Annotated in this window: 16 protein-coding genes, 1 tRNA gene and 1 pseudogene; 9 read left to right on the plus strand and 9 right to left on the minus strand. The window is 62.3% G+C overall.

Features of this window, described 5'->3' with window-relative positions; genetic code table 11:
- Window positions 1-8 precede the first annotated feature (8 nt).
- Window positions 9-3,158, minus strand: a complete 3,150-nt coding sequence (locus tag MJ639_RS15815; protein ID WP_243374835.1) for an efflux RND transporter permease subunit — start codon at window positions 3,156-3,158, stop codon at window positions 9-11.
- Between the two features lie 62 nt (window positions 3,159-3,220).
- Window positions 3,221-4,465: an efflux RND transporter periplasmic adaptor subunit gene (locus MJ639_RS15820; RefSeq protein ID WP_243374837.1), complete on the minus strand. Its 1,245-nt coding sequence runs from the start codon at window positions 4,463-4,465 to the stop codon at window positions 3,221-3,223.
- Window positions 4,466-4,713: 248 nt separating this feature from the next.
- On the opposite strand from MJ639_RS15820, the gene MJ639_RS15825 reads away from it, so the two are divergent.
- The 3 genes from MJ639_RS15825 to purU all read left to right on the plus strand — a co-directional run bounded on the left by MJ639_RS15825 (window position 4,714) and on the right by purU (window position 8,564).
- Window positions 4,714-5,886: a phosphoserine transaminase gene (locus MJ639_RS15825; RefSeq protein ID WP_243374846.1), complete on the plus strand. Its 1,173-nt coding sequence runs from the start codon at window positions 4,714-4,716 to the stop codon at window positions 5,884-5,886.
- 202 nt (window positions 5,887-6,088) lie between these two features.
- Entirely contained in the window at window positions 6,089-7,681 is a 1,593-nt protein-coding gene (gene serA, locus MJ639_RS15830) for a phosphoglycerate dehydrogenase (protein ID WP_243374847.1), read from the plus strand.
- A gap of 10 nt (window positions 7,682-7,691) precedes the next feature.
- Window positions 7,692-8,564, plus strand: a complete 873-nt coding sequence (purU, locus tag MJ639_RS15835; RefSeq protein WP_243374848.1) for a formyltetrahydrofolate deformylase — start codon at window positions 7,692-7,694, stop codon at window positions 8,562-8,564.
- A 9-nt stretch (window positions 8,565-8,573) separates the two neighbouring features.
- On the opposite strand, the gene MJ639_RS15840 is transcribed toward purU, so the two are convergent.
- A complete protein-coding gene (locus MJ639_RS15840) occupies window positions 8,574-9,476 on the minus strand; it encodes a DMT family transporter (RefSeq protein ID WP_243374849.1) in 903 nt (300 codons plus the stop codon).
- A 15-nt stretch (window positions 9,477-9,491) separates the two neighbouring features.
- Between MJ639_RS15840 and MJ639_RS15845 the strand changes: the two genes are divergently transcribed.
- The 3 genes from MJ639_RS15845 (at window position 9,492) to MJ639_RS15855 (ending at window position 13,923) form a co-directional block, all read left to right on the plus strand.
- Window positions 9,492-10,415 carry a type 1 glutamine amidotransferase gene (locus MJ639_RS15845; RefSeq protein WP_341482674.1) on the plus strand — a complete coding sequence of 308 codons (924 nt, stop codon included), beginning with the start codon at window positions 9,492-9,494 and terminating at the stop codon, window positions 10,413-10,415.
- Between the two features lie 977 nt (window positions 10,416-11,392).
- Window positions 11,393-12,685: an adenylosuccinate synthase gene (locus MJ639_RS15850; RefSeq protein WP_243374850.1), complete on the plus strand. Its 1,293-nt coding sequence runs from the start codon at window positions 11,393-11,395 to the stop codon at window positions 12,683-12,685.
- A gap of 32 nt (window positions 12,686-12,717) precedes the next feature.
- Window positions 12,718-13,923: a histidine kinase gene (locus MJ639_RS15855; RefSeq protein WP_243374851.1), complete on the plus strand. Its 1,206-nt coding sequence runs from the start codon at window positions 12,718-12,720 to the stop codon at window positions 13,921-13,923.
- A 68-nt stretch (window positions 13,924-13,991) separates the two neighbouring features.
- Here MJ639_RS15855 and rpoH read toward each other — a convergent pair whose 3' ends face one another.
- Both rpoH and MJ639_RS15865 read right to left on the minus strand, forming a co-directional pair.
- Window positions 13,992-14,891 (minus strand): RNA polymerase sigma factor RpoH, encoded by a 900-nt coding sequence (gene rpoH, locus MJ639_RS15860; protein ID WP_243374852.1) that lies wholly within the window; start codon window positions 14,889-14,891, stop codon window positions 13,992-13,994.
- 194 nt (window positions 14,892-15,085) lie between these two features.
- Window positions 15,086-16,084, minus strand: coding sequence for an RluA family pseudouridine synthase (locus tag MJ639_RS15865; RefSeq protein ID WP_243374853.1), 999 nt, complete (start codon window positions 16,082-16,084; stop codon window positions 15,086-15,088).
- 95 nt (window positions 16,085-16,179) lie between these two features.
- On the opposite strand from MJ639_RS15865, the gene MJ639_RS15870 reads away from it, so the two are divergent.
- Window positions 16,180-16,255 (plus strand) — tRNA-Glu (locus MJ639_RS15870).
- A 92-nt stretch (window positions 16,256-16,347) separates the two neighbouring features.
- Here the strand turns inward: MJ639_RS15870 and MJ639_RS15875 are convergent.
- The 3 genes and pseudogenes from MJ639_RS15875 to MJ639_RS15885 form a co-directional block, all read right to left on the minus strand.
- A pseudogene (locus tag MJ639_RS15875) lies at window positions 16,348-16,719 on the minus strand (ATP-binding cassette domain-containing protein); the annotation flags it as partial.
- 11 nt (window positions 16,720-16,730) lie between these two features.
- Entirely contained in the window at window positions 16,731-17,048 is a 318-nt protein-coding gene (locus MJ639_RS15880) for an iron chelate uptake ABC transporter family permease subunit (RefSeq protein WP_243374854.1), read from the minus strand.
- The gene (locus MJ639_RS15885) at window positions 17,048-17,299 is read right to left on the minus strand and encodes a hypothetical protein (RefSeq protein WP_341482675.1); all 252 of its coding nucleotides are present in this window, start codon (window positions 17,297-17,299) and stop codon (window positions 17,048-17,050) included. The genes MJ639_RS15880 and MJ639_RS15885 overlap by 1 nt, the downstream gene beginning before the upstream one ends.
- 467 nt (window positions 17,300-17,766) lie before the next feature.
- Here MJ639_RS15885 and MJ639_RS15890 point away from each other — a divergent pair, with 467 nt between their 5' ends.
- Together MJ639_RS15890 and MJ639_RS15895 are read left to right on the plus strand one after the other, a co-directional pair.
- Complete coding sequence (locus MJ639_RS15890) at window positions 17,767-18,771, plus strand: polysaccharide lyase family 7 protein (RefSeq protein ID WP_243374855.1); 1,005 nt, start codon at window positions 17,767-17,769, stop codon at window positions 18,769-18,771.
- Window positions 18,768-19,331: a calcium-binding protein gene (locus tag MJ639_RS15895; protein ID WP_243374856.1), complete on the plus strand. Its 564-nt coding sequence runs from the start codon at window positions 18,768-18,770 to the stop codon at window positions 19,329-19,331. Before MJ639_RS15890 ends, MJ639_RS15895 begins: the two co-directional genes overlap by 4 nt.
- Before the next feature lie 225 nt (window positions 19,332-19,556).
- Here MJ639_RS15895 and MJ639_RS15900 read toward each other — a convergent pair whose 3' ends face one another.
- Window positions 19,557-19,964, minus strand: a complete 408-nt coding sequence (locus MJ639_RS15900) for a hypothetical protein (RefSeq protein ID WP_243374857.1) — start codon at window positions 19,962-19,964, stop codon at window positions 19,557-19,559.
- Window positions 19,965-19,996: the final 32 nt, after the last annotated feature.

Consider the following 19,996-nt stretch of genomic DNA (forward strand, 5'->3'; position numbering starts at 1 on the left):
TTTCCCGCTTACTCCGCCGGATGTGTGGTTGGGCGCGGGTGGATGTCTTCGCCGTGCGGACGCTGGCCCGTCTGCGCGCGCAGTTTGTCGAGCAGCTCGCCCACATAGGTGGCAGGCTTGGTGTAGCCGCCGAGGAGCAGGTAGATCGACGGCACCACCAGCATGGTGAGGATGGTCGAGACGGTGACGCCGCCCACGATCACCGACCCGATGGCATTGCGCGCTTCCGCTCCGGCGCCGGTGGACCAGGCGAGCGGGATCGCGCCGCCGATCATGGCGATGGAGGTCATCAGGATCGGACGCAGGCGCAGCACGGATGCTTCGAGAACCGCGTCATGCACCGAATATCCGCGCTCGCGCAGCTGGTTCGAGAACTCGACGATCAGGATGCCGTTCTTCGTCATCAGGCCGATGAGCAGGATCATGCCGATCTGGCTGTAGATGTTGAGCGTCTGCCCCGTCACGAACAAGGCGAGCAATCCGCCCGTCACCGCGAGCGGCACGGTGAGCATGATGATGAACGGATTGATCCAGCTTTCGAACTGCGCGGCCAGCACCAGGAACACTACGAGCAGCGCCATGGCGAAGGTCACGTAGATCGCGCCGGTGGAGTCGAGGAAGTCCTTGGATTGTCCGTTGTAACCGATGCGCACTTCCGCAGGCAGGTTGTCGCGCACGATCTCCTGCAGGATCTCCAGGCCTTCGCCGATGGACACGCCAGGCGCGAGGCCGGATTGGATCGTGATCGAGCGGAGGCGGTCGAACCGGTTCAGTGCCTGGGGCGCTGCCGATTCAGTCAGGGTGATGAAGGAGGAGAGGGGAACGAGTTCGCCGTTGGCGGCGCGCACGAAGGTGTTGGTGAGATCGCTCGGCGATGCGCGGTCCTGCGCGCGGCCGCGCATGATCACCGGATATTCGTCGCCACGGCTGACGAAGGTCGAGATTTCCGTCTCGCCGAACATCAGCTGCAGGGTATTGCCGATATCCTGAATCGAGACGCCGAGATCGGCGGCACGCTGGCGATCGATCTGCACGCGGATATCGGGCTGGGACTCGCGGTAGTTCGAGTCCATGTTGACGAACTTGCCCGTCTCCTGAGCTTTCTGCATGACGATGTCGCGCCAGCCGCGGATCGTCTCGTAATCGGGACCGCCAAGCACGAACTGGATCGGCTGGCCGAAGCCGCCTGCGCCGCCGAAGGCCGGTGGATTGACCACCGAGGCGCGCGCGCCGGGGAAGGCCGACACCTTCGGCGTCATCTGACGCACGATGTCCTGCTGGCTCTGCGTCCGTTCTTCCCAGGGAACGAGACGCACGATCACGATGCCTTCATTGACAGGGGAGGGGCGGGCGAAGCCCGGTGCGACCTGACTCAGCATGGAGGCGACGACGCCCTGTTCCTGCAATGGCAGAAGAGCCTTCTCGACCTCCTTCACCCGGTCGCGGGTATAGTCGAGGCTGGCGCCTTCCGGCGCCTGAAGGCGCACGATGATCGCGCCGCGATCTTCCGTCGGAGCGAACTCCTTCGGCAGGGCCTGGAACAGAGCGTAGGCCGACAGCGACACCAGGAAGCCGGCGGAGAGAATGACCACCGGGATGCGCAGGGCGCGCGAGAGCAGCCAGCGATAGCTGTTGTTCATCTTCTCGAAGAGCGGCTCGGTCATGCGCTGGATGCGGCCATGGGCCGGCACCATCAGCTTGGAGCACATCATCGGCGTCAGCGTGCGCGCCACGACACCTGAGAAGAAGATGGCGGCGGCGAGCGTGATGCCGAACTCGCGGAAGAGCTTGCCGGTATTGCCGGTCATGAAGGCGAGCGGCACGAACACGGCCATGAGCGTGGCCGTCGTCGCGATCACCGCGAAACCGATCTCGCGCGCGCCGTCGAAGGAGGCGAGCAGCGGCGGCTGTCCTTCCTCGATGCGGCGGTGCACGTTCTCGATCTCCACGATCGCGTCGTCCACGACGATGCCGATGGCGAGCACGATGGCGAGCAATGTCAGCACGTTGATGGATGCGCCGAAGAACGACATGACCATGAAGGCGGCGATGATCGAAACCGGGATCGCCACCATGGCGACAATGGTGGAGCGCCAGTCGCGCAGGAAGACAAGGATCACCACGATCACAAGCGCCACGCCTTCCAGAAGCGTCTTGAGCACGCCGTTGATGGATGCGCTGATGAACTGGCTTTCGTCATAAGCGACTTCCGCCGTTGTGCCCGGCGGCAGGGAGCTCTTCAGTTCCTCCAATTCCTTGCGCACGCCTTCGACGACGGAGAGCGTGTTGGCGGTGGACTGACGCACGACGCCCATGCCGATGGCGGTCTCGCCCGACTGATAGAACTCGAAGCGCGTGTCCTCCGGGCCGATTTCGACCTGCGCCACCTCTCCGAGACGGACGAGATAGCCGTTCTTGTTGGTGACGATCACCTGCTGGAATTGTTCGGGCGTGGCGAGGCGGGAATCCGTCTTGACGGTGAATTCGCGCTGGCTGGATTCGATGCGTCCGCCGGGCAACTCCACGTTCTGACGCTTGATGGCGGTTTCCAAATCCTGCACCGTGAGGCCGCGCGCGGCCAGCGCCGGGCGGTCGACCCAGATGCGCATGGCATAGCGGCGCTCGCCGCTCAGATTGACGTTGGCGACGCCCGGCACTGTGGAAAGGCGGTCCACATAAACGCGCTTGAGGAAGTCGCTGAGTTCGAGCGCGTCGAGCGTGGTGGAGGTCACGCCCACCCACAGGATGGCCGAGGCATTCGCATCCACTTTACGCACCACTGGCGTGTCCGCGCCGTCAGGCAGGCGTCCGGTGACGCGGGAGATGGCGTCGCGCACGTCGGAGGTTGCGGCTTCCGGATCGCGGGAGACTTCGAACTCGATCGACACCGACGAGCGATCGTTCTGGCTCTGCGACGTGATTTGGCGGATGCCCTCGATGCCTGCGATGGCGCCTTCGATGACCTCCGTCACGCGGCTCTCGATCACTTCGTTCGACGCGCCGCGATAGACGGTGGAGATCGAGACGACCGGGCGGTCGACCTGCGGATATTCGCGAACCGGCAGGTTCATGAGCGCGGCAAGGCCGCCCACGATCAGCAGCAGGCTGACCACGACAGCAAAGACGGGACGGCGGATGAAGAGGTCGGAAACCTGCATGGCGATTTAAGCTCTTGAGGCCAACGTTTGACAAAAGTTCTCCCGCCGGAGCGGGAGAAGGATTACTTCGCTTCTGCGGCTTGCGCGGTGCCGATGGCATTCGGCGCATTCAGCGTGCTGCGCGAGGGCTGCTGGCGGTTTGCCGCCGGTGTGTTTTGCGGCTCACGCGTGCTCGACCCGAGCGGGCGGGCGATCACTTCCGCACCGGGGCGCACGCGCTGCACGCCGAGCACAACGATGGTCTCGCCGGCCTTCAGGCCTTCCACCACCTCGACCTTGCCGCCCTGGCGCTGGCCGATGGTGATGACGCGGCGCTCCACCTTGTTGTCTTTCACCGGATAAACGATGTGGCGTAGGCCCTCGCTCACGATGGCTTCCTCGGGCACCACGACAGCATCGTCCTTGGTGGAAACTTCGAGCGCGACGGACAGGAACATGCCGGGCTTCAAGGCCTCGTCGGGATTCTCGAACTCGGCCGTCAGGCGCGCGGTGCGGGTGGTCTGCTCCACGCGGGGATCGATGGTGGAAACCTTGCCCTTGAAGATGCGGTTCTTGTAGGCGGCGGAAATGGCGTTCACCGTCTGGCCGGGTTGAAGGCGGCCCAGAAGATTCTCCGGTACGGCGAAGTCGAGGCGCACCTTGGAGAGGTCATCGAGAGAGGTGATGCGCGTGCCGGGGGCGATATAGGCGCCGAGCGAGACGGTGCGCGTGCCGACGCGGCCATTGAAGGGCGCGCGGATCGTCAGATCCTCCAGCCGCGCTTCCGCGGCCTTGCGCTGCGCCTGGGCCGAAGCCATCGCTCCTTCGAGGGATTTCATCTGCGCCGTGAGATCTTCCACCTGCGCGCTGGTGCCCGCGCCCGTGCGGTTCAGAGCCTGGGCGCGCTCGAGCTTGATGGCGATTTCGTTCTTGAGCGCGACCGCGCGGCTGGCCTCGGCGATGGCCTGGTCGATATCCGCCTGGCGCTCGGCGGCGTCGAGCTGCACCAGCACATCGCCGGCCTTCACCTGCTGTCCTTCCTCGAAACCGATCTTGTCGATCACGCCCGCTACCTTGGCGGTCACGGTGATGGATTCGAAAGCGCGGATCGTGCCCACGGATTCGCGAGTTTCCACGATCCGTCCGGTCTTGACCGTATCGACCTCGACCGTGGCGGGGGCCGAGGGACCGCCCCGGCCGCCGCGCTGTCCGCCGGGAGCGCCCTGCTGCTGCGTGGCAGGCTCACCGCTGCTCTGATACGCATACCACCCGCCAAGCCCTGCTGCCCCCAGCAAGGCCACGACGGCGAGTTGACCGGACAAACGCATGCTCGCTCCTTGAGATCTCGGAAGTCTTCTTTCAACCGGATTATCTGATTGGCCTAACACATCATAGGTCAGGCACTATGACTATAACGCAGCAAAAGCAGGCTTTTGAATTACGATTTCGTAATCTGACGCTTTCTTGAGCATATTCCCTTGCGGCATCCGCCTTGACCGTGGGGCCTGCTTCCGTCATACCGGTCGGCGGGACACCTCTCCCCACCGAGAGGCGCCCATCTGTAAGGATGGATACAATGACAGACCTGCCCGCCGCGCGTCCGCGCGCGCCTTTCTTTTCGTCCGGCCCCTGCGCGAAGCGCCCCGGATGGTCTCTGCAAAACCTGAAAACCGATTCTCTTGGCCGCTCGCATCGCGCCAAGCTCGGCAAATCGCGCCTGAAGCTCGCCATCGACCTCACCCGCGAGGTGCTGGACGTGCCAGCCGATTACCGCATCGGCATCGTGCCCGCCTCTGACACGGGCGCCGTCGAGATGGTGCTGTGGTCGATGCTGGGCGCGCGCGCCGTCGACATGCTGGCCTGGGAAAGCTTCGGCGAAGGCTGGGTGACGGATGTGGTCAAGCAACTCAAGCTCAGCGATGCGCGCGTGATCAACGCGCCTTACGGCGAGCTGCCCGATCTGTCGCAGGTCGACACCAAGAACCGCGACGTGGTCTTCACCTGGAACGGCACCACCTCCGGCGTGCGCGTGCCGAATGCGGATTGGATCGCCGCCGACCGTGAAGGCTTGACCATCTGCGATGCGACTTCCGCCGCCTTCGCGCAGAAGCTCGACTTTTCGAAGCTCGATGTGGTCACCTTCTCCTGGCAGAAGGTTTTGGGCGGTGAGGCTGCTCATGGCATGCTCATTCTCTCGCCGCGCGCGGTGGAGCGTTTGGAAACGTATAAGCCCGCATGGCCGCTGCCGAAGATCTTCCGCATGACCAAGGGCGGCAAGTTGATCGAAGGCATCTTCGAGGGCGAGACCATCAACACGCCCTCCATGCTCGCGGTCGAGGATTATATCGACGCGCTCGAATGGGCGAAGTCCATCGGCGGATTGAACGCGCTCGTCGCGAAAGCCGATGCCAACGCGAAGGTCATCCTCGACTGGGTTGCCAAGACACCGTGGATCGCCAATCTCGCGAAGGTGCCTGCCACCGCTTCCAACACCAGCGTGTGCCTCGTCATCGCCGATCCGGAAGTCGTCGCGAAAGGCCCCGAGGCTGTTGCGCAGGTCGCCAAGGGCATCACCGCCGCGCTCGACAAGGAGGGTGTGGCCCTCGACATCGGCGCCTATCGCGATGCGCCTCCCGGCCTTCGCATCTGGTGCGGCGCGACGGTGGAGCAATCCGATCTCGAAGCCCTGACGCCCTGGCTCGACTGGGCCTTCGCGCAGGAAAAGGCGAAGCTCGCGAAAGCGGCTTGATCTTTCTTCATCCTCCCCTTGAGGGGGAGGGTCGACGCCCGTAGGGCGGCGGGGCGGGGTGGCAGCGCCGCCCGTCATCGTCGCCCTCGGACAAAACGCACAGCTAAATCAAATCGACTGCGCCGCTCACCCCACCCCGGCTCTTCGAGCCGACCCTCCCCCTCAAGGGGAGGATGAGACGGCGGCAAACAACAGGTGCACCATGCCCGCTCCCCGCGTTCTCATTTCCGACGCTTTGTCTCCCGCCGCCGTGCAGATCTTCAAAGATCGCGGCATCGAGGTGGATTTCCAGCCGGACCTCGGCAAGGACAAGGACAAGCTTGCCGCCATCATCGGCAATTACGATGGTCTCGCCATTCGCTCCGCCACCAAGGTGACGGCGAAGATTCTCGAACAGGCGACGAACCTGAAGGTGATCGGCCGCGCCGGCATCGGCGTCGACAATGTCGAGATTCCCGCCGCCACGGCGAAGGGCATCATTGTCATGAACACGCCCTTCGGCAATTCCATCACCACGGCTGAACATGCCATTGCGATGATGTTCGCGCTCGCGCGCCAGATCCCGCAGGCCGATGCGTCCACGCAGGCCGGCAAGTGGGAGAAGAACCGCTTCATGGGCGTGGAACTCACCGGCAAGGTTCTCGGCGTCATCGGCTGCGGCAATATCGGCTCCATCGTCGCCGATCGCGGCATCGGCCTGCGCATGAAGGTGATCGCCTACGATCCGTTCCTGTCGCCGGAGCGCGCGCTCGAGATCGGCGTCGAAAAGGTGGAGCTCGATGAGCTGCTGCGCCGCGCCGACATCATCACGCTGCACGTGCCGATGACGGAGAAGACGAAGAACGTTCTCTCTGCAGAAAACATCGCCAAGACCAAGAAGGGCGTGCGCATCATCAACTGCGCTCGTGGCGGCCTTGTCGATGAAGTGGCACTCCGCGCAGCCCTCGATTCCGGCCATGTGGCGGGTGCCGCCTTCGACGTATTCGTCGAGGAGCCTGCGACGTCGAACCCGCTCTTCAATCACCCCAACGTGGTCTGCACGCCTCATCTCGGCGCTGCCACCACGGAAGCGCAGGAGAACGTGGCTTTGCAGGTGGCTGAGCAGATGTCGGACTACCTGCTCCAGGGCGCGATTCAGAACGCGGTGAACTTTCCCTCGATCACGGCGGAAGAAGCGCCTCGCCTTCGTCCCTTCGTGGCGCTTGCCGACAAGCTCGGCTCGTTCCTCGGTCAGCTCACGGAAGCCTCGATCAAGGGCATCCGTATCGAGTACGAGGGCGCAGTCGCCGAGATGAACACCCGCGCGCTCACCTCCGCTGCGGTGACCGGCGTGCTGCGTCCCTTCCTGCAGGACATCAACATGGTGTCGGCCCCCGTCGTCGCGCGCGAGCGCGGCATCACGGTGGAAGAGGTGAAGCGCGAGAGCGCCGCGCGCGATTACGAGAGCTTCATCCGCATCATCGTCGACGCTGAAGACATGTCGCGCCATGCGGGCGGCACAGTGTTCCAGGACGGCAAGCCGCGCGTCGTCGAAATCCGCGACATCATGGTCGATGCGGAATTCGCGCCGCACATGATCTATGTGCGCAACGACGACAAGCCCGGCTTCATCGGTCGTTTCGGCACGCTGCTCGGCGAGTCCGGCGTGAATGTGGCGACCTTCGCCCTCGGCCGCGACAAGCCCGGCGGCGATGCGATCTGCTTCGTGTCGGTGGATGAGCCCGTCTCGGATGAACTCCTGCGCAAGATCGAGGAAATCCCGCAGGTCAAGCGCGCTCGCGCGGTTCGGTTCTGAGGAGCTTGCTATGGCCAATGCCTCGACACAACGCTTCGTGCTGACGCTCGCCTGTGCGAACCGTCCCGGCATCGTTGCCGCCGTGGCGGGGCATTTGTCGGAAGGCGGCCTCAATATTCTCGACGCCCAGCAATACGACGACACGCAAACGGATCGTTTCTTCATGCGTGTCGTCTTCGATCCCGTGAGCGGAGAGGCTGATCTCGGGGCCTTGAAGAAAGGCTTTGCGCCGCTTGCCGACCGCCTTGGCATGACATGGAACCTGCGTCGCCAGAATGAGCGCCGCAAGGTGATGCTCATGGTGTCGAAGTTCGACCATTGCTTGGCCGATCTTCTCTACCGCTGGCGCATCGGCGAACTCGATTTCGAGCCCGTCGGCGTGATCGCCAATCATGCAGTCGAAGCCTACAGCCATGTGGATCTCGGCAGCGTGCCGTTTCACTACCTGCCGGTGACGAAGGATACCAAGCTCGAACAGGAAGCGCGTGTCTGGGAGATCATTCGCGACTCGCAGGCCGATCTCGTGGTGCTTGCGCGCTACATGCAGGTTCTGTCGGATGGGCTGGCCGCGAAGCTCTCGGGCCGTTGCATCAACATCCACCACTCGTTCCTGCCGAGCTTCAAGGGCGCGAAGCCCTATCATCAGGCGCATACGCGCGGCGTGAAGCTCATCGGCGCGACGGCGCATTACGTGACCTCCGATCTCGACGAGGGGCCGATCATCGCGCAGGACGTGGAGCCGATCACCCATCGCGACAGCGCAGATGATCTGGTGCGAAAAGGGCGCGACATCGAACGCCGGGTTCTCGCCCGCGCAGTGCGCTATCACCTGGAAGACCGCATCCTGCTCAACGGTCGCAAGACGGTGGTGTTCGCGGATTGATCCTAACGGCTACTTCCGCTCGGCCAGCCAGATGCCGCCGAGCACGAGGAAGAGGCCGAACGCGTGATAATATGCGAAAGGTTCGCCCAGCAGCAGCACCGCGAGCAGCGCGCCGAAGACCGGCACGAGATTGACGAACAGGCCCGCGCGCGCCGGACCGATCAGCTCGACGCCGCGGATGAAGAATATCTGCGAGAGCAACGACGGCAGCAGGCCGATATAGAGCAGGATCAACCAGCCTTTTGCCGTCGGCCATTGCACCGCGCCTTGCGCGAATTCCATCGCGAGCAGAGGCAGCGATGAAAGGAACGCCACGCCGGCGAGCGCCGTGAAGAAGACGAGGCCCGACACCGGCGGACGGCGACGCAGCCCCAGAGTGTAGCCCGCATAGAACACGCAGGCGATCAGCATCCACACGTCGCCGATATTCAGCGCGAGCGTCTTCAGCACTTCGATGTCGGCTTTCACCGATACCAGCACCACGCCGAGGATCGTCACGACCATGCCGATGATCTGGAGCGGGATCACCCGCGCGCCGAAGAACAGGATGGTGCCGATCAGCACGAGCACCGGAATCGCGCCCTGGAAGATCGTGAGGTTCACCGCGCTGGTGTGATAGGCGGCGGCATAGAAGAGGGCGTTGAAGGCGGTAAAGCCCGAGGAGCCCATGAGGATGATGTAGAGCCAGCGCGATCCGATCTGCGACCATTCGGCGACGACCTGACGCCCCACGAGGGGCCCAAGGATCACGGCGACGATGGCCCAGCGGATGCCGGTGAGCAGCATGGGCGAGACCTCGCCCACCGCAAGGCGCCCGGCAATCGCGTTGCCGCCCCACATGAGCGTAGTGAGGATCAGGAGCAGATAGGCCTGCCCCCATAATCCCTTCCAGAGCGATTGCAGGATTTTCATGGAAGGTGAGACCTCATGCTACTTGCCGCTACGCGCGGTTTCGATAAACCAGCGTCAACGAAGCGGGTGACGATGATGGGCTTACGGTTTCTGGTAGTCGAGGGCAATACGCGCAGCGCAAGGGAGGCCCACAGGGCAGCCTATGGACAAATGCTCTCCGAGTCGTATGCGGGGGTGATTCACGACATCGAGCGAGATGCCGTCTGCGACATCGCCTTCCCGACGGATGAGGGCGCGAACCTGCCTGATCGGGCCGGGCTCGAATCCTATGACGGCATCGTTCTCACCGGCTCGCATCTCAACATCTATGACCGTAGCCCCGAGATCACGCGCCAGATCGACCTGATGCGCGCGATCTATGCCTCGCGTACTCCGTCCTTCGGCTCCTGCTGGGGCCTGCAGGTGGCGGCGGTCGCGGCCGAGGGCGATGTGCAGAAGAACCCGCTCGGCCGCGAGGTGGGCTTTGCCCGCCGCCTGCGCCGCACGGAGGCGGGGAGAGGCCATCCCATGCTGGAGGGCCGCCCCGAGGTCTACGACGCGCCCGCGATCCATCTCGACATGGTGACAACGCTTCCCAAAGACGCGACGATCATCGCCACCAATCCGGTCTCGGAAGTTCAGGCCGCGGAAATCCGCCAGGATGGCGGCACTTTCTGGGGCGTGCAGTACCACCCGGAATTCTCGCTGGGCGAACTCGCCGTCATCATCCGCATGCGTACGGAGCTGATGATCCGCGAAGGCTTCTGCCGTACGGCGGAAGAGGTTCATTCTTACGCGGACGATCTCACGATTCTCGACAAGGAGCCCTCGCGCTTCGACCTCGCCTGGCGTCACGGCATCGATGCGGAAGTGCTCGATGTTAACTGCCGCACGCGGGAAATCCGCAACTTCATCGAGCATCGGGTGAAGGTGGAGAAGAGTGCGAGGGGGCGGGGGTAAGTCTCTTCCCGTCACGGTTCGGACACGCGTCATCCCGGGGCTGCGCAGCAGAGCCCGGGATCGCAAGACGAGAATGGAGCGGAACCATCCCCTCTCCCGGGTGGGAGAGGGGCAGGGGTGAGGGAATGCCATACCCTGAGAGGTCATGCCCTCACCCGGAGCTGCGCTCCGACCTCTCCCGCACGGGAGAGGTATTCCAGCGCCTCATCCGGCTCACGATCCCGGCTCGGCTCACGCCGTCCGGGATGACAGCCTGTGGGGTGTGTTCTTCTTTTGTTCTTGACAAAAGTCCTCTCCCATGGCTAAGGTTGCCCGGTCCGCTCCTCCCGAGGGACGCGCCCGAGGCGTCGGTCGTGGAGGCGGAGGCGGTTCTGATGCGCTGGCGGTCTCGCACCCGTCGGTCGTCAGGGTTCCGAGCGGGGAGGAAGAGGCGCTGAGCTTGATATCGGGCAGGCTGCGTCAACGCTCCCTCAGCCTCGCCAGCACTGGAGTCAACTCCAGGGCTGCGTGCCAAGCCACGCCGTGAAGCGTCTCTGAGGGTTCGTCCCTGATGGCGCCGGAGCGATGAGGCCGGGATCGAGAAAAGCCGCGCGCGGGAGGCTTTGCGCTTTCCGAGCCCGGGCGGGTTCTCCCGTCCCGACCCCCTTTCGCGCGCTCCGTCCGAGTTCGCGAAGCCAATCGCCTCCCGCGCTTCCCTCATGAAGGCGACGGACCAGGCCACCGCTAGCCGACAGCCACCTGCCGAACGGCGGGGCCGTAAAGACGCGTCCGCGAGAGCAATCACACTTGCCTTCATTCCGTCCCTTGAGCGCGCGAGATTGGGATGCATCCAGCAGCATTCGTCCGGAACACGATTTATGGGACAAGACGCATTCCTCCTTGACCTGAGGCGCGCGATCCACGAAGAGGGTTTGCAAGGTTTTTACCCAACCAAACCCTGGCCTTGCGCCGGGGTTTTTTCATGTGAGGCTTGAGCGATGGCGAACGTGGTTGTCGTGGGCGCCCAGTGGGGCGACGAAGGCAAGGGCAAGATCGTCGATTGGCTGTCCGAACAGGCGGACGTGGTCGTGCGGTTCCAGGGCGGGCACAATGCCGGCCATACCCTCGTGATCGGCGACAAGGTCTACAAGCTGTCGCTGCTGCCCTCCGGTGTCGTGCGTCCCAACAAGCTCTCGGTCATCGGCAACGGCGTGGTGCTCGACCCGCATGCGCTTGCGGCGGAAGTGGAGCGTCTCACGGAGCAGGGCGTCGCGATCTCCCGCGAGAACCTGCGCGTCGCCGAGAACGCAACTCTCATCCTCTCCATCCATCGCGAGCTTGATGCGCTGCGCGAAAGCGGCAGCGCCGGCACGAAGATCGGCACGACGAAGCGCGGCATCGGCCCCGCTTACGAGGACAAAGCCGGACGCCGCGCCATCCGCCTCATGGATCTCGCCGATCTCCCGTCGCTGCGCGACAAGATCGACCGTCTCCTCACGCACCACAACGCGCTGCGTCGCGGCTTCGGTCTCACCGAGTTCAAGCCCGAGGAAATCTACGAAGAGCTGTCCTCGGTCGCTCCGAAGGTGCTGCCTTACATGGATGCCGTGTGGCGTCTGCTCGACGAAGAACGCCGCGCCGGCAAGCGCATCCTGTTCGAAGGCGCGCAAGGCGCGCTGCTCGATGTGGATCACGGCACCTATCCCTTCGTCACCTCGTCCAACACGGTGGCGGGACAGGCTGCGACCGGTTCGGGCATGGGCCCGGGCGCCGTGGGCTACGTGCTCGGCATCGCCAAGGCCTATACCACCCGCGTGGGCGAGGGGCCGTTCCCGACCGAACTGTTCGACGAGACCGGCGAGCTGATCGGCCAGAAGGGCAAGGAATTCGGCGTGGTCACGGGCCGCAAGCGCCGTTGTGGATGGTTCGATGCGACCCTCGTGCGCCAGACCGTGCGCACCTCCGGCATCGATGGCATCGCGCTCACCAAGCTCGACATCCTCGACGGCTTCGAGACCATCAAGATCGGCGTCGGCTACAAGCTCGATGGCCAGACCATCGACTACTTCCCGGCAAGCCAGGGCGCTCAGGCGCGCGTCGAGCCGATCTACGAGGAGTTCGAGGGTTGGAGCGGATCGACCGCGGGCGCGCGCTCTTGGGCCGACCTGCCGGCTCAGGCCGTGAAGTATGTCCGCCGTATCGAGGAGTTGATCGGCGCGCCGGTCGCGGTGCTCTCCACCTCGCCGGAGCGTGACGACACAATCCTCATGAAGAACCCCTTTGAGGGTTGACGCCGGAGCTTCCACGGGTCATTCCCAAGGAAATGGCAGATTATTACCCTCTCATTGCACGGGCCGTTGAAGGCCTGACAGAGCAGAATCCCGTTGCGCGGCGCGCCGTTTACGAGCGCGCCCGGACGGCTCTGGTCGCTCAATTGCGCTCTCTCAATCCGCCGCTACCCGACGAGGCCATCCAGCAGGAATGCGCCTCCCTCGATCAGGCGATCACGCGGGTCGAGGCCGATTACGCGCCGCCTCCGGCGGGCTTCGATCCCAATGCCTTCGCCGAAATGCTGGCCGAGGATCAGCGTCACGAGACGCCTTATGAGACCCCCGCCGAGCGCCTGCGCAACGTGGTCTCCTCGGGCCAGGCCCTCAGAGCGCCCTCCCAGGACGAGCCTGAACCCGAGCCGGTGTCCCAGAGCTTCGAGGAGCCGGCTCGTCCGCGTGTCGACACCCGTCCGCATCCGGCCATGCAGGGCAACCGGCAGACACGCACGATTCTGCTTGGATCCATCATCGGCGTCGTGATCCTCGTCATCGCGGGACTGGCCTGGTGGCAGAGCCGCTCAGACGCTCCGATCCCCGAGACGCCCGTGGCCGAAACGCCCCAGGCTCCGGCAAGCCCCGACAATTCCAAGATCAACGAGCGCGTCGGCGCCCCGGCCCAGACGGCTCCCGCCAATCCGGGCGCTGGCCAGGCCATCGGCGTGGCCCATCGCGCCGTCTTCTACGAAGAGGACGCCACCAATCCGCAGGCGCCGAAAGCCTTCGTGGGTCGGGTGGTCTGGCGTCTTGAAGACGTGAATCCCGGCCAGGGGCAGGCGCTGGAAAAGGCCGTCACCGCCAATATCGAGATCCCGGAGGCGGGCGTGACCATGAAGATGATGTTGCGCCGCAATCTCGATACCACGCTGCCTGCCTCGCACACGGTCGAACTCACCTTCACCACCCGCAACGGGGATTCAGGCCGCGTGATTCGAGATGTGGGCCTGCTGCAGTTCAAGAACGAGGAAGCCGCCCGCGGCACGCCGGTCGCCGGCCTCCCTGTTCCCGTGCGCGAGAACCTGTTCCTCATCGGCCTGTCCAATCTGCAGGGCGATATCGAGCGCAACACGGAACTCTTCGTGCGCCGCAACTGGATCGACCTTCCGGTCCGCATGGCCTCGGGCCAGCGCGCGATCCTGAGCTTCGAGAAGGGCACCACCGGTGAGCAGGTGCTCAACAACGCCTTCAGTCAGTGGCAGTAGGCTAGGGGCGAACCGACAACAAAAAGCCGCGCACTGCGCGGCTTTTTTCATGGTTTGGCGCTCATCGATCAGGCCGAGGCTTCGACCGATGAGGTGCTCTCGATCTGGGTGAGATTTTTCTTCACCGCCTCCTGAATCTTCTCGAAGGCGCGCACTTCGATCTGGCGCACGCGCTCGCGGGAAACGCCAAACTCGGTGGAAAGCTCTTCCAGCGTGATCGGATCCTCCGCAAGGCGGCGAGCCTCGAAGATGCGCCGCTCACGCGGGTTCAGCACCGAAAGAGCGGTGCGGAGCGCGGTCAGCCTATTCTGGCCCTCCTCCTCTTCCACGAGGATCTGCTCCTGGCTCTCGCTCTTGTCGACCAGCCAGTCTTGCCACTCGCCGCCGCCTTCGCCTTCATCGCGCAAAGGCGCGTTCAGGGAAGCGTCGCCGCCGAGACGGCGGTTCATGTCCACCACGTCCTGCTCGGTCACGCCGAGCTGGGTGGCGATCTGCTTGACTTGATCGGGGCGCAGGTCGCCCTCGTCGAGCGCGGAGATGCGGCCCTTGGCCTTGCGCAGATTGAAGAACAGCTTCTTCTGGTTCGCCGTGGTACCCATCTTCACGAGGGACCAGGAACGCAGGATGTACTCTTGAATCGCTGCCTTGATCCACCACATGGCATATGTGGCAAGGCGGAAACCCTTGTCGGGCTCGAAGCGCTTGACGGCCTGCATGAGGCCGACATTGCCTTCTGAGACCACCTCGCCGATCGGCAGGCCATAGCCACGGTAACCCATGGCAATCTTGGCGACGAGACGCAGGTGGGATGTCACGAGCTTATGGGCGGCCTCGCGATCTCCATGCTCGCGCCAGCTCTTGGCGAGCATGTATTCCTCATGCGGCTCAAGCATGGGGAAGCGACGGATTTCGTCGAGATAGCGGGAAAGACCCCCTTCATTGGCAAGCACCGGAAGCGCTGCAGCCATATCTTATCCTCCTTTGGCTCCCTCTCCATGAGGCAAGCCTGCGGCGGCCCCCTCCATGGCTAGCCACCAACTCATCTATATAAGCGGTCCAACCTTGTCCGAATAGAGGCGTCAGGCTTCAAGACGTGGTGAACGCTCTCAAAGCACAAGGGTGCCAGCGTAGCCGAATTTTGCGACGCATTGACGCTCGGAGCCTACACCCGCAAAGCCTCGATGAGCCTTGCCAAATCCGCAGGGATGGGGCTCTCGAAACGCAGGAATTCGCCCGTTCTCGGATGCTCGAAGCCCAGCACTGCCGCATGGAGCGCCTGTCGGTTCAGGGCTCTCAAAGCATCCTGCTGAGGCTCGGAGAGGCGGTTAGCCTTGGTCTTGAACCCTGAGCCGTAGACCGCATCCCCCAGAAGCGGATGGCCGATATGGGCCATGTGCACGCGGATCTGGTGCGTACGTCCCGTCTCCAATTCGCATTGGACCAAGGCCGCCATGGGATTGGCGCGGGGAAGGGGCTCCAGCATCTCGTAATGGGTGATGGCATAGCGGCCACGCTCGTTCTCATCGGAGACGATGGCGATCTTCTCCCGATTGTGCTGGCTGCGGGCGAGCGCCGCCTCCACCGTGCCGCGCTTGCGATCCGGAACGCCCCAGACGAGAGCGAGATAGAGCCTCTCGAGGGGGCCGGTGCGGCCGTGATCGGCGAACTGCTCCGCCAGGCCCTGGTGCGCCAGATCGTTCTTGGCCACGACGAGAAGTCCGGACGTGTCCTTGTCGAGACGGTGAACGATGCCGGGGCGCTTCACGCCGCCGATGCCTGACAGGCTCTCCCCGCAATGGGCAATGAGCGCGTTGACCAGGGTGCCCGATTCATGCCCCGCCGCCGGATGGACCACGAGACCTGCCGGCTTGTCGATGACGATGAGGTCGTCATCCTCATAGACGATGACGAGATCCATGGCCTCGCCCACGGGCTCCGCCGGTACAGGCGGCGGGACCTGAAGGGCGATGCACGTGCCGGCACCCACCTTGCGCCCCGGATCGAGCGCGGGCGCGCCATCAACGGTCACCTGACCTTCCCGGATCAGTGCCTGCAGGCGGCTGCGGGAGAGACCGCTCGCGAGCCGCGCCAGCACCCGGTCCAGCCGCTCTGCCGCTGTTCCATCCTCAAGGGTCCATTCCTGCCGGTTCGTATCGTCCACCACGTCCTCATTTTCAGCATGGCCCTCTCTTTTTTGAGAGAAAAGGCTTGAAGGGCTTCCCGATGGTGGTTATACGAGCGGCCTCCACCTTGCTAGCTCCCTTCGTCTAGCGGTCTAGGACGTCGCCCTCTCACGGCGAAAACAGGGGTTCGAGTCCCCTAGGGAGCGCCACAAGATCAAGCACTTGGCTGGATCGTGGCTCAGGTCGTGAAATATCCCTCACAATTGAAGACAAGCAGACAGGCTCAGCCTAGTCGCGAACTTCAGGTATAATAGATCGAGCTCTTCCGGCCCTGGATGTCCTGGATCTCGACATCCATGTCATAAACCTCTCGGATCACTCCACTCGTCATGATCTCAGCCGGTGTGCCGTGGCGCATGATGGAGCCACCTCGCATGGCAACTATGTAATCCGAATAACATGATGCGAAGTTGATGTCGTGAAGCACGAGCACGATCGTCTTGTCTAATTCATCAGTCGCCTGCAGCAGCAGCTTCATCATGCCGACCGATTGCTTCATGTCGAGATTGTTCAGGGGCTCGTCGAAGAGCACATAATCCGGATCCTGGCATAGCACCATCGTCACATAGGCGCGTTGGCGTTGTCTCCCGGACAACTCGTCAAGAAAACGATCCGCGAATGCTGCTAGGCCGAGAAAGTCGAGAGCGCGATTGGCGTGTCGAGACCAAGGACTTGCTCGAGGACGAGCTGACCGACAACGATGCAGACAGTGGTAAGAAGCGCTGCAACCGGCAGCACGAAACGGTGCTTTTGCGTCCTAGCAATGAGATAAGAGAGATTGGCGACCAGTAAGCTGAAAAAGGTGATCGGGCCCACGAGGGCTGTGGAGGCCGATACGAAAACCGCTATCAGAATAAGGATGATCGTGACTACCTGATTGTGGTTGACACCAAGGTTGATGGAGGCCTCGCGACCAAGTGCGAGCACATCATAGACATGCATCAACCGCCATCCGATGATCGATACAATGAGGATGGCAACAGCTGACAGAGAAGATCGCTGTTGACGTTATTGAAGTTGGCGAACAGACGGTTCTGAAGAACGACGAACTCGCTCGGGCCGATCGTCCGCTGCATGAAGCTCGAGAGACTGCGGAACAGGTTTCCGAATACGATGCCCACGAGGGCAAGCAGGTGCAGGCTGCGGCCGGAAAAGAGCCAGCGGTAGAGCATACTGGAAAGCGCGATCAGCACGGCGACATTGAACAAACAGCACGCGTGGATCCAAAGCCGTGAGGTGAGGCGACCCGATAGTGAACAAATTGCTGATTGAAGTGACGCAGAGGAGAAGTTCGGCTCGGGAGCCGTTGAATAGATCTCTTGTTAAAACCTTGATGTTTCAAAGGCCTACATGAATGAATAGTTTTGCTGCCCTAAAGGTAAGCTGAGATATGTGGAGCAAAAGCTTCTCATAAGGCCTGAGCAATATTTCAATATGGTCACGATTTCGCCCTAATTGGTATAGAAAAGGCTTCTCACAGATTAGCGGGCATTGATCTCGACGATCTGAAATAATCCAGCCTATATAAATATATAGTATTCGTATCTTCTGTATTAGTTGCGTAACTTTTCGCCTTCCTGACTAATTTTTGTTTACATATCCAACAAACGTGTCTCGAAGCCTCGAAAAGATGCTCGGAAGACACTTGGGGCGCTAAATTATGACTTTGAATCCCAATGTCGCACCCAGCGGCAATTTCGACCTATCCAATTGGAAGATCACCCTCCCTGTCGATTCCTCTGGCACTATCTCCGGCACTGCTGTGGAAGTGCAGAACCTGAGCGGCTATCAGAACAGCAAGTATTTCTACACTGGCCCCGATGGTGCGATGGTGTTCTATGCTCCCGTCGATGGCGCAACCACCAGCGGCTCGTCCTACGCTCGGTCCGAGCTTCGTGAGATGAATGGCTCTTCGAAGGCAGCCTGGAATCTTTCGACTGGCGGCTTCATGAGCGCTACCCTCGAGGTCGATGCGGCCCCGATGCGCGATGGCCAGGGCAAGAAACTGGTCATCGGCCAGATCCACGGTCAGGACGACGAGCTTGTCCGCCTGTATTGGCAGGACAACAAGCTGTATTTCGCCAATGACCAGTCGGGCTCCGACAACAAGGAGCACAACTTCACCTTCAAGGCAGATGATGGCTCTGCGCCGGATGTGTCGCTGAACGAGAAGTTCTCGTACACCATCAACGCCAAGGGCAATGTGCTCGACGTTGATGTCTATGCTGACGGCAAGGTCTATCACTCTCACACGACCATCAACAGCGTGTGGCAGTCGGATACGTTCTACTTCAAGGCCGGCGCTTATCTCGGCGCCAACGAGACCAATGGATCGGGTTACGGTCAGACCTCGTTCTACGCATTGTCGTTCAACCACAATGGTACGACCACGACGCCGTCGACGCCGACCACGCCTACGACTCCGACGAACCCCACCCCGACGCCTGTTCCGGGCGGCACGACGGCGACCATCGGTTCCGGTTCGGACACGCTGGTGCTGAAGATCTCGCAGGACGCCTACCAGGGCGACTCGCAGTATGCGATCTTCGTCGACGGCAAGCAGATCGGCTCCACGCTCACCGCCAAGGCCCTGCACGGCTCGGGCGCGGTGGACACGATCACCGTCAAGGGCGACTTGCCGTTTCGGGTGCCAACCTTTACGTGAACTCGTCGGATGCGAAGAGCTTCAGCGTCACCGACAGCACCGCCGTGCCGTCGACCACGCCGACGCCTACGCCGATTCCGACGCCGATCCCGGACAGCTCCGGTCGCCCGGTGACGACGAAGACGATCGAAGGCTCCAACAGCAACAACTATGTCACGGGCACTTCCGGCAATGACCTGCTCAAGGGCAATGCGGGCCGTGACGTTCTGTGGGGCAAGACCGGCAGCGATCTGCTGACGGGCGGCACGCAGGAAGATGCCTTCGTGTTCGACACCGCCATCGGCAAGGACGTGGACTACATCACCGACTTCAATGTCGTCGATGACACGATCCGTCTGGAGAACAGCATCTTCACGAAGCTGACCAAGACGGGCGCCCTGTCCTCGAGCTTCTTCGTGACCGGCGAGAAGGCTCTCGATGCGAACGACTTCATCGTCTACAACAAGTCCACCGGCGTTCTGTCCTACGACGCTGATGGTTCGGGTTCGGGCGCTGCCGTGAAGTTCGCCGTGATCGAGAACAAGGTGGCTCTCACCGCTGCCGACTTCATCGTGATCTAAACCGCCTTCAGAGAGGCGGCTCGAAAGGCTGCCTCTCTTTCCTTTCTTCTTCCTTGCAGGCTTTTTCATCCGCTTGCGATTTCATTTTAAGTTCGTTTCATTTTTACCGAGTATGCGTCGTTCTTGAGGGATTGCCCTTAACCTTCCCATTTCGAAGACCGTGTTTTCAAAGTTGGCCCCGCCTTTGTGCGGGGCCATTTATATTGGAGTCTTTTGGCATTGCATTCACTCTGCCGGAGTCATGTGGGTCTGGATTTCGATCCCAGAGGAGGCGGGTCGAAAGACGAAATAGGCGAAGATCAGCATCGCTCCGAGAACCATGAAGGATGAAATGCCGGCGACCGGATCGGCTGCGGTATAGCCTAAGTGGATCGCAGCGACGGCAATCGTCAGAATAACTGTGCCGACTGACCACAGAAGAACCTGGATCATGGCCAGCCGGCTCGCGTTCAGCGCAGGGCGGCGCTCATAATAGATACCGAAAAGGAAAAGCGAGACCCACCCGAGCAGGTTTAAATGTGCATGGGCCGGCATGATTGAATGGTTTTGCGTAACCGCCATCCCGATGCCCATGGCCATGCCTGCAATGACACAGAGAACAGCGATCCTGAAGCTGAGAGACGATGCAGTCATGGGGCTCCTCCTGGATAAAACCGGTGCTTGGC

The organism is Microvirga solisilvae (genome assembly GCF_022808595.1).
GTDB lineage: Bacteria > Pseudomonadota > Alphaproteobacteria > Rhizobiales > Beijerinckiaceae > Microvirga > Microvirga solisilvae.

Coding starts and splice junctions, on each gene's coding strand:
- MJ639_RS15845 (WP_341482674.1), top strand. CDS start 9,492: ATGCTACTTGCCGCTACGCGCGGTTTCGATAAACCAGCGTCAACGAAG.
- rpoH (WP_243374852.1), bottom strand. CDS start 14,891: ATGGCTGCAGCGCTTCCGGTGCTTGCCAATGAAGGGGGTCTTTCCCGC.
- MJ639_RS15880 (WP_243374854.1), bottom strand. CDS start 17,048: ATGCATGTCTATGATGTGCTCGCACTTGGTCGCGAGGCCTCCATCAAC.
- serA (WP_243374847.1), top strand. CDS start 6,089: ATGCCCGCTCCCCGCGTTCTCATTTCCGACGCTTTGTCTCCCGCCGCC.
- MJ639_RS15900 (WP_243374857.1), bottom strand. CDS start 19,964: ATGACTGCATCGTCTCTCAGCTTCAGGATCGCTGTTCTCTGTGTCATT.
- MJ639_RS15820 (WP_243374837.1), bottom strand. CDS start 4,465: ATGCGTTTGTCCGGTCAACTCGCCGTCGTGGCCTTGCTGGGGGCAGCA.
- MJ639_RS15890 (WP_243374855.1), top strand. CDS start 17,767: ATGACTTTGAATCCCAATGTCGCACCCAGCGGCAATTTCGACCTATCC.
- purU (WP_243374848.1), top strand. CDS start 7,692: ATGGCCAATGCCTCGACACAACGCTTCGTGCTGACGCTCGCCTGTGCG.
- MJ639_RS15825 (WP_243374846.1), top strand. CDS start 4,714: ATGACAGACCTGCCCGCCGCGCGTCCGCGCGCGCCTTTCTTTTCGTCC.
- MJ639_RS15850 (WP_243374850.1), top strand. CDS start 11,393: ATGGCGAACGTGGTTGTCGTGGGCGCCCAGTGGGGCGACGAAGGCAAG.
- MJ639_RS15855 (WP_243374851.1), top strand. CDS start 12,718: ATGGCAGATTATTACCCTCTCATTGCACGGGCCGTTGAAGGCCTGACA.
- MJ639_RS15840 (WP_243374849.1), bottom strand. CDS start 9,476: ATGAAAATCCTGCAATCGCTCTGGAAGGGATTATGGGGGCAGGCCTAT.
- MJ639_RS15815 (WP_243374835.1), bottom strand. CDS start 3,158: ATGCAGGTTTCCGACCTCTTCATCCGCCGTCCCGTCTTTGCTGTCGTG.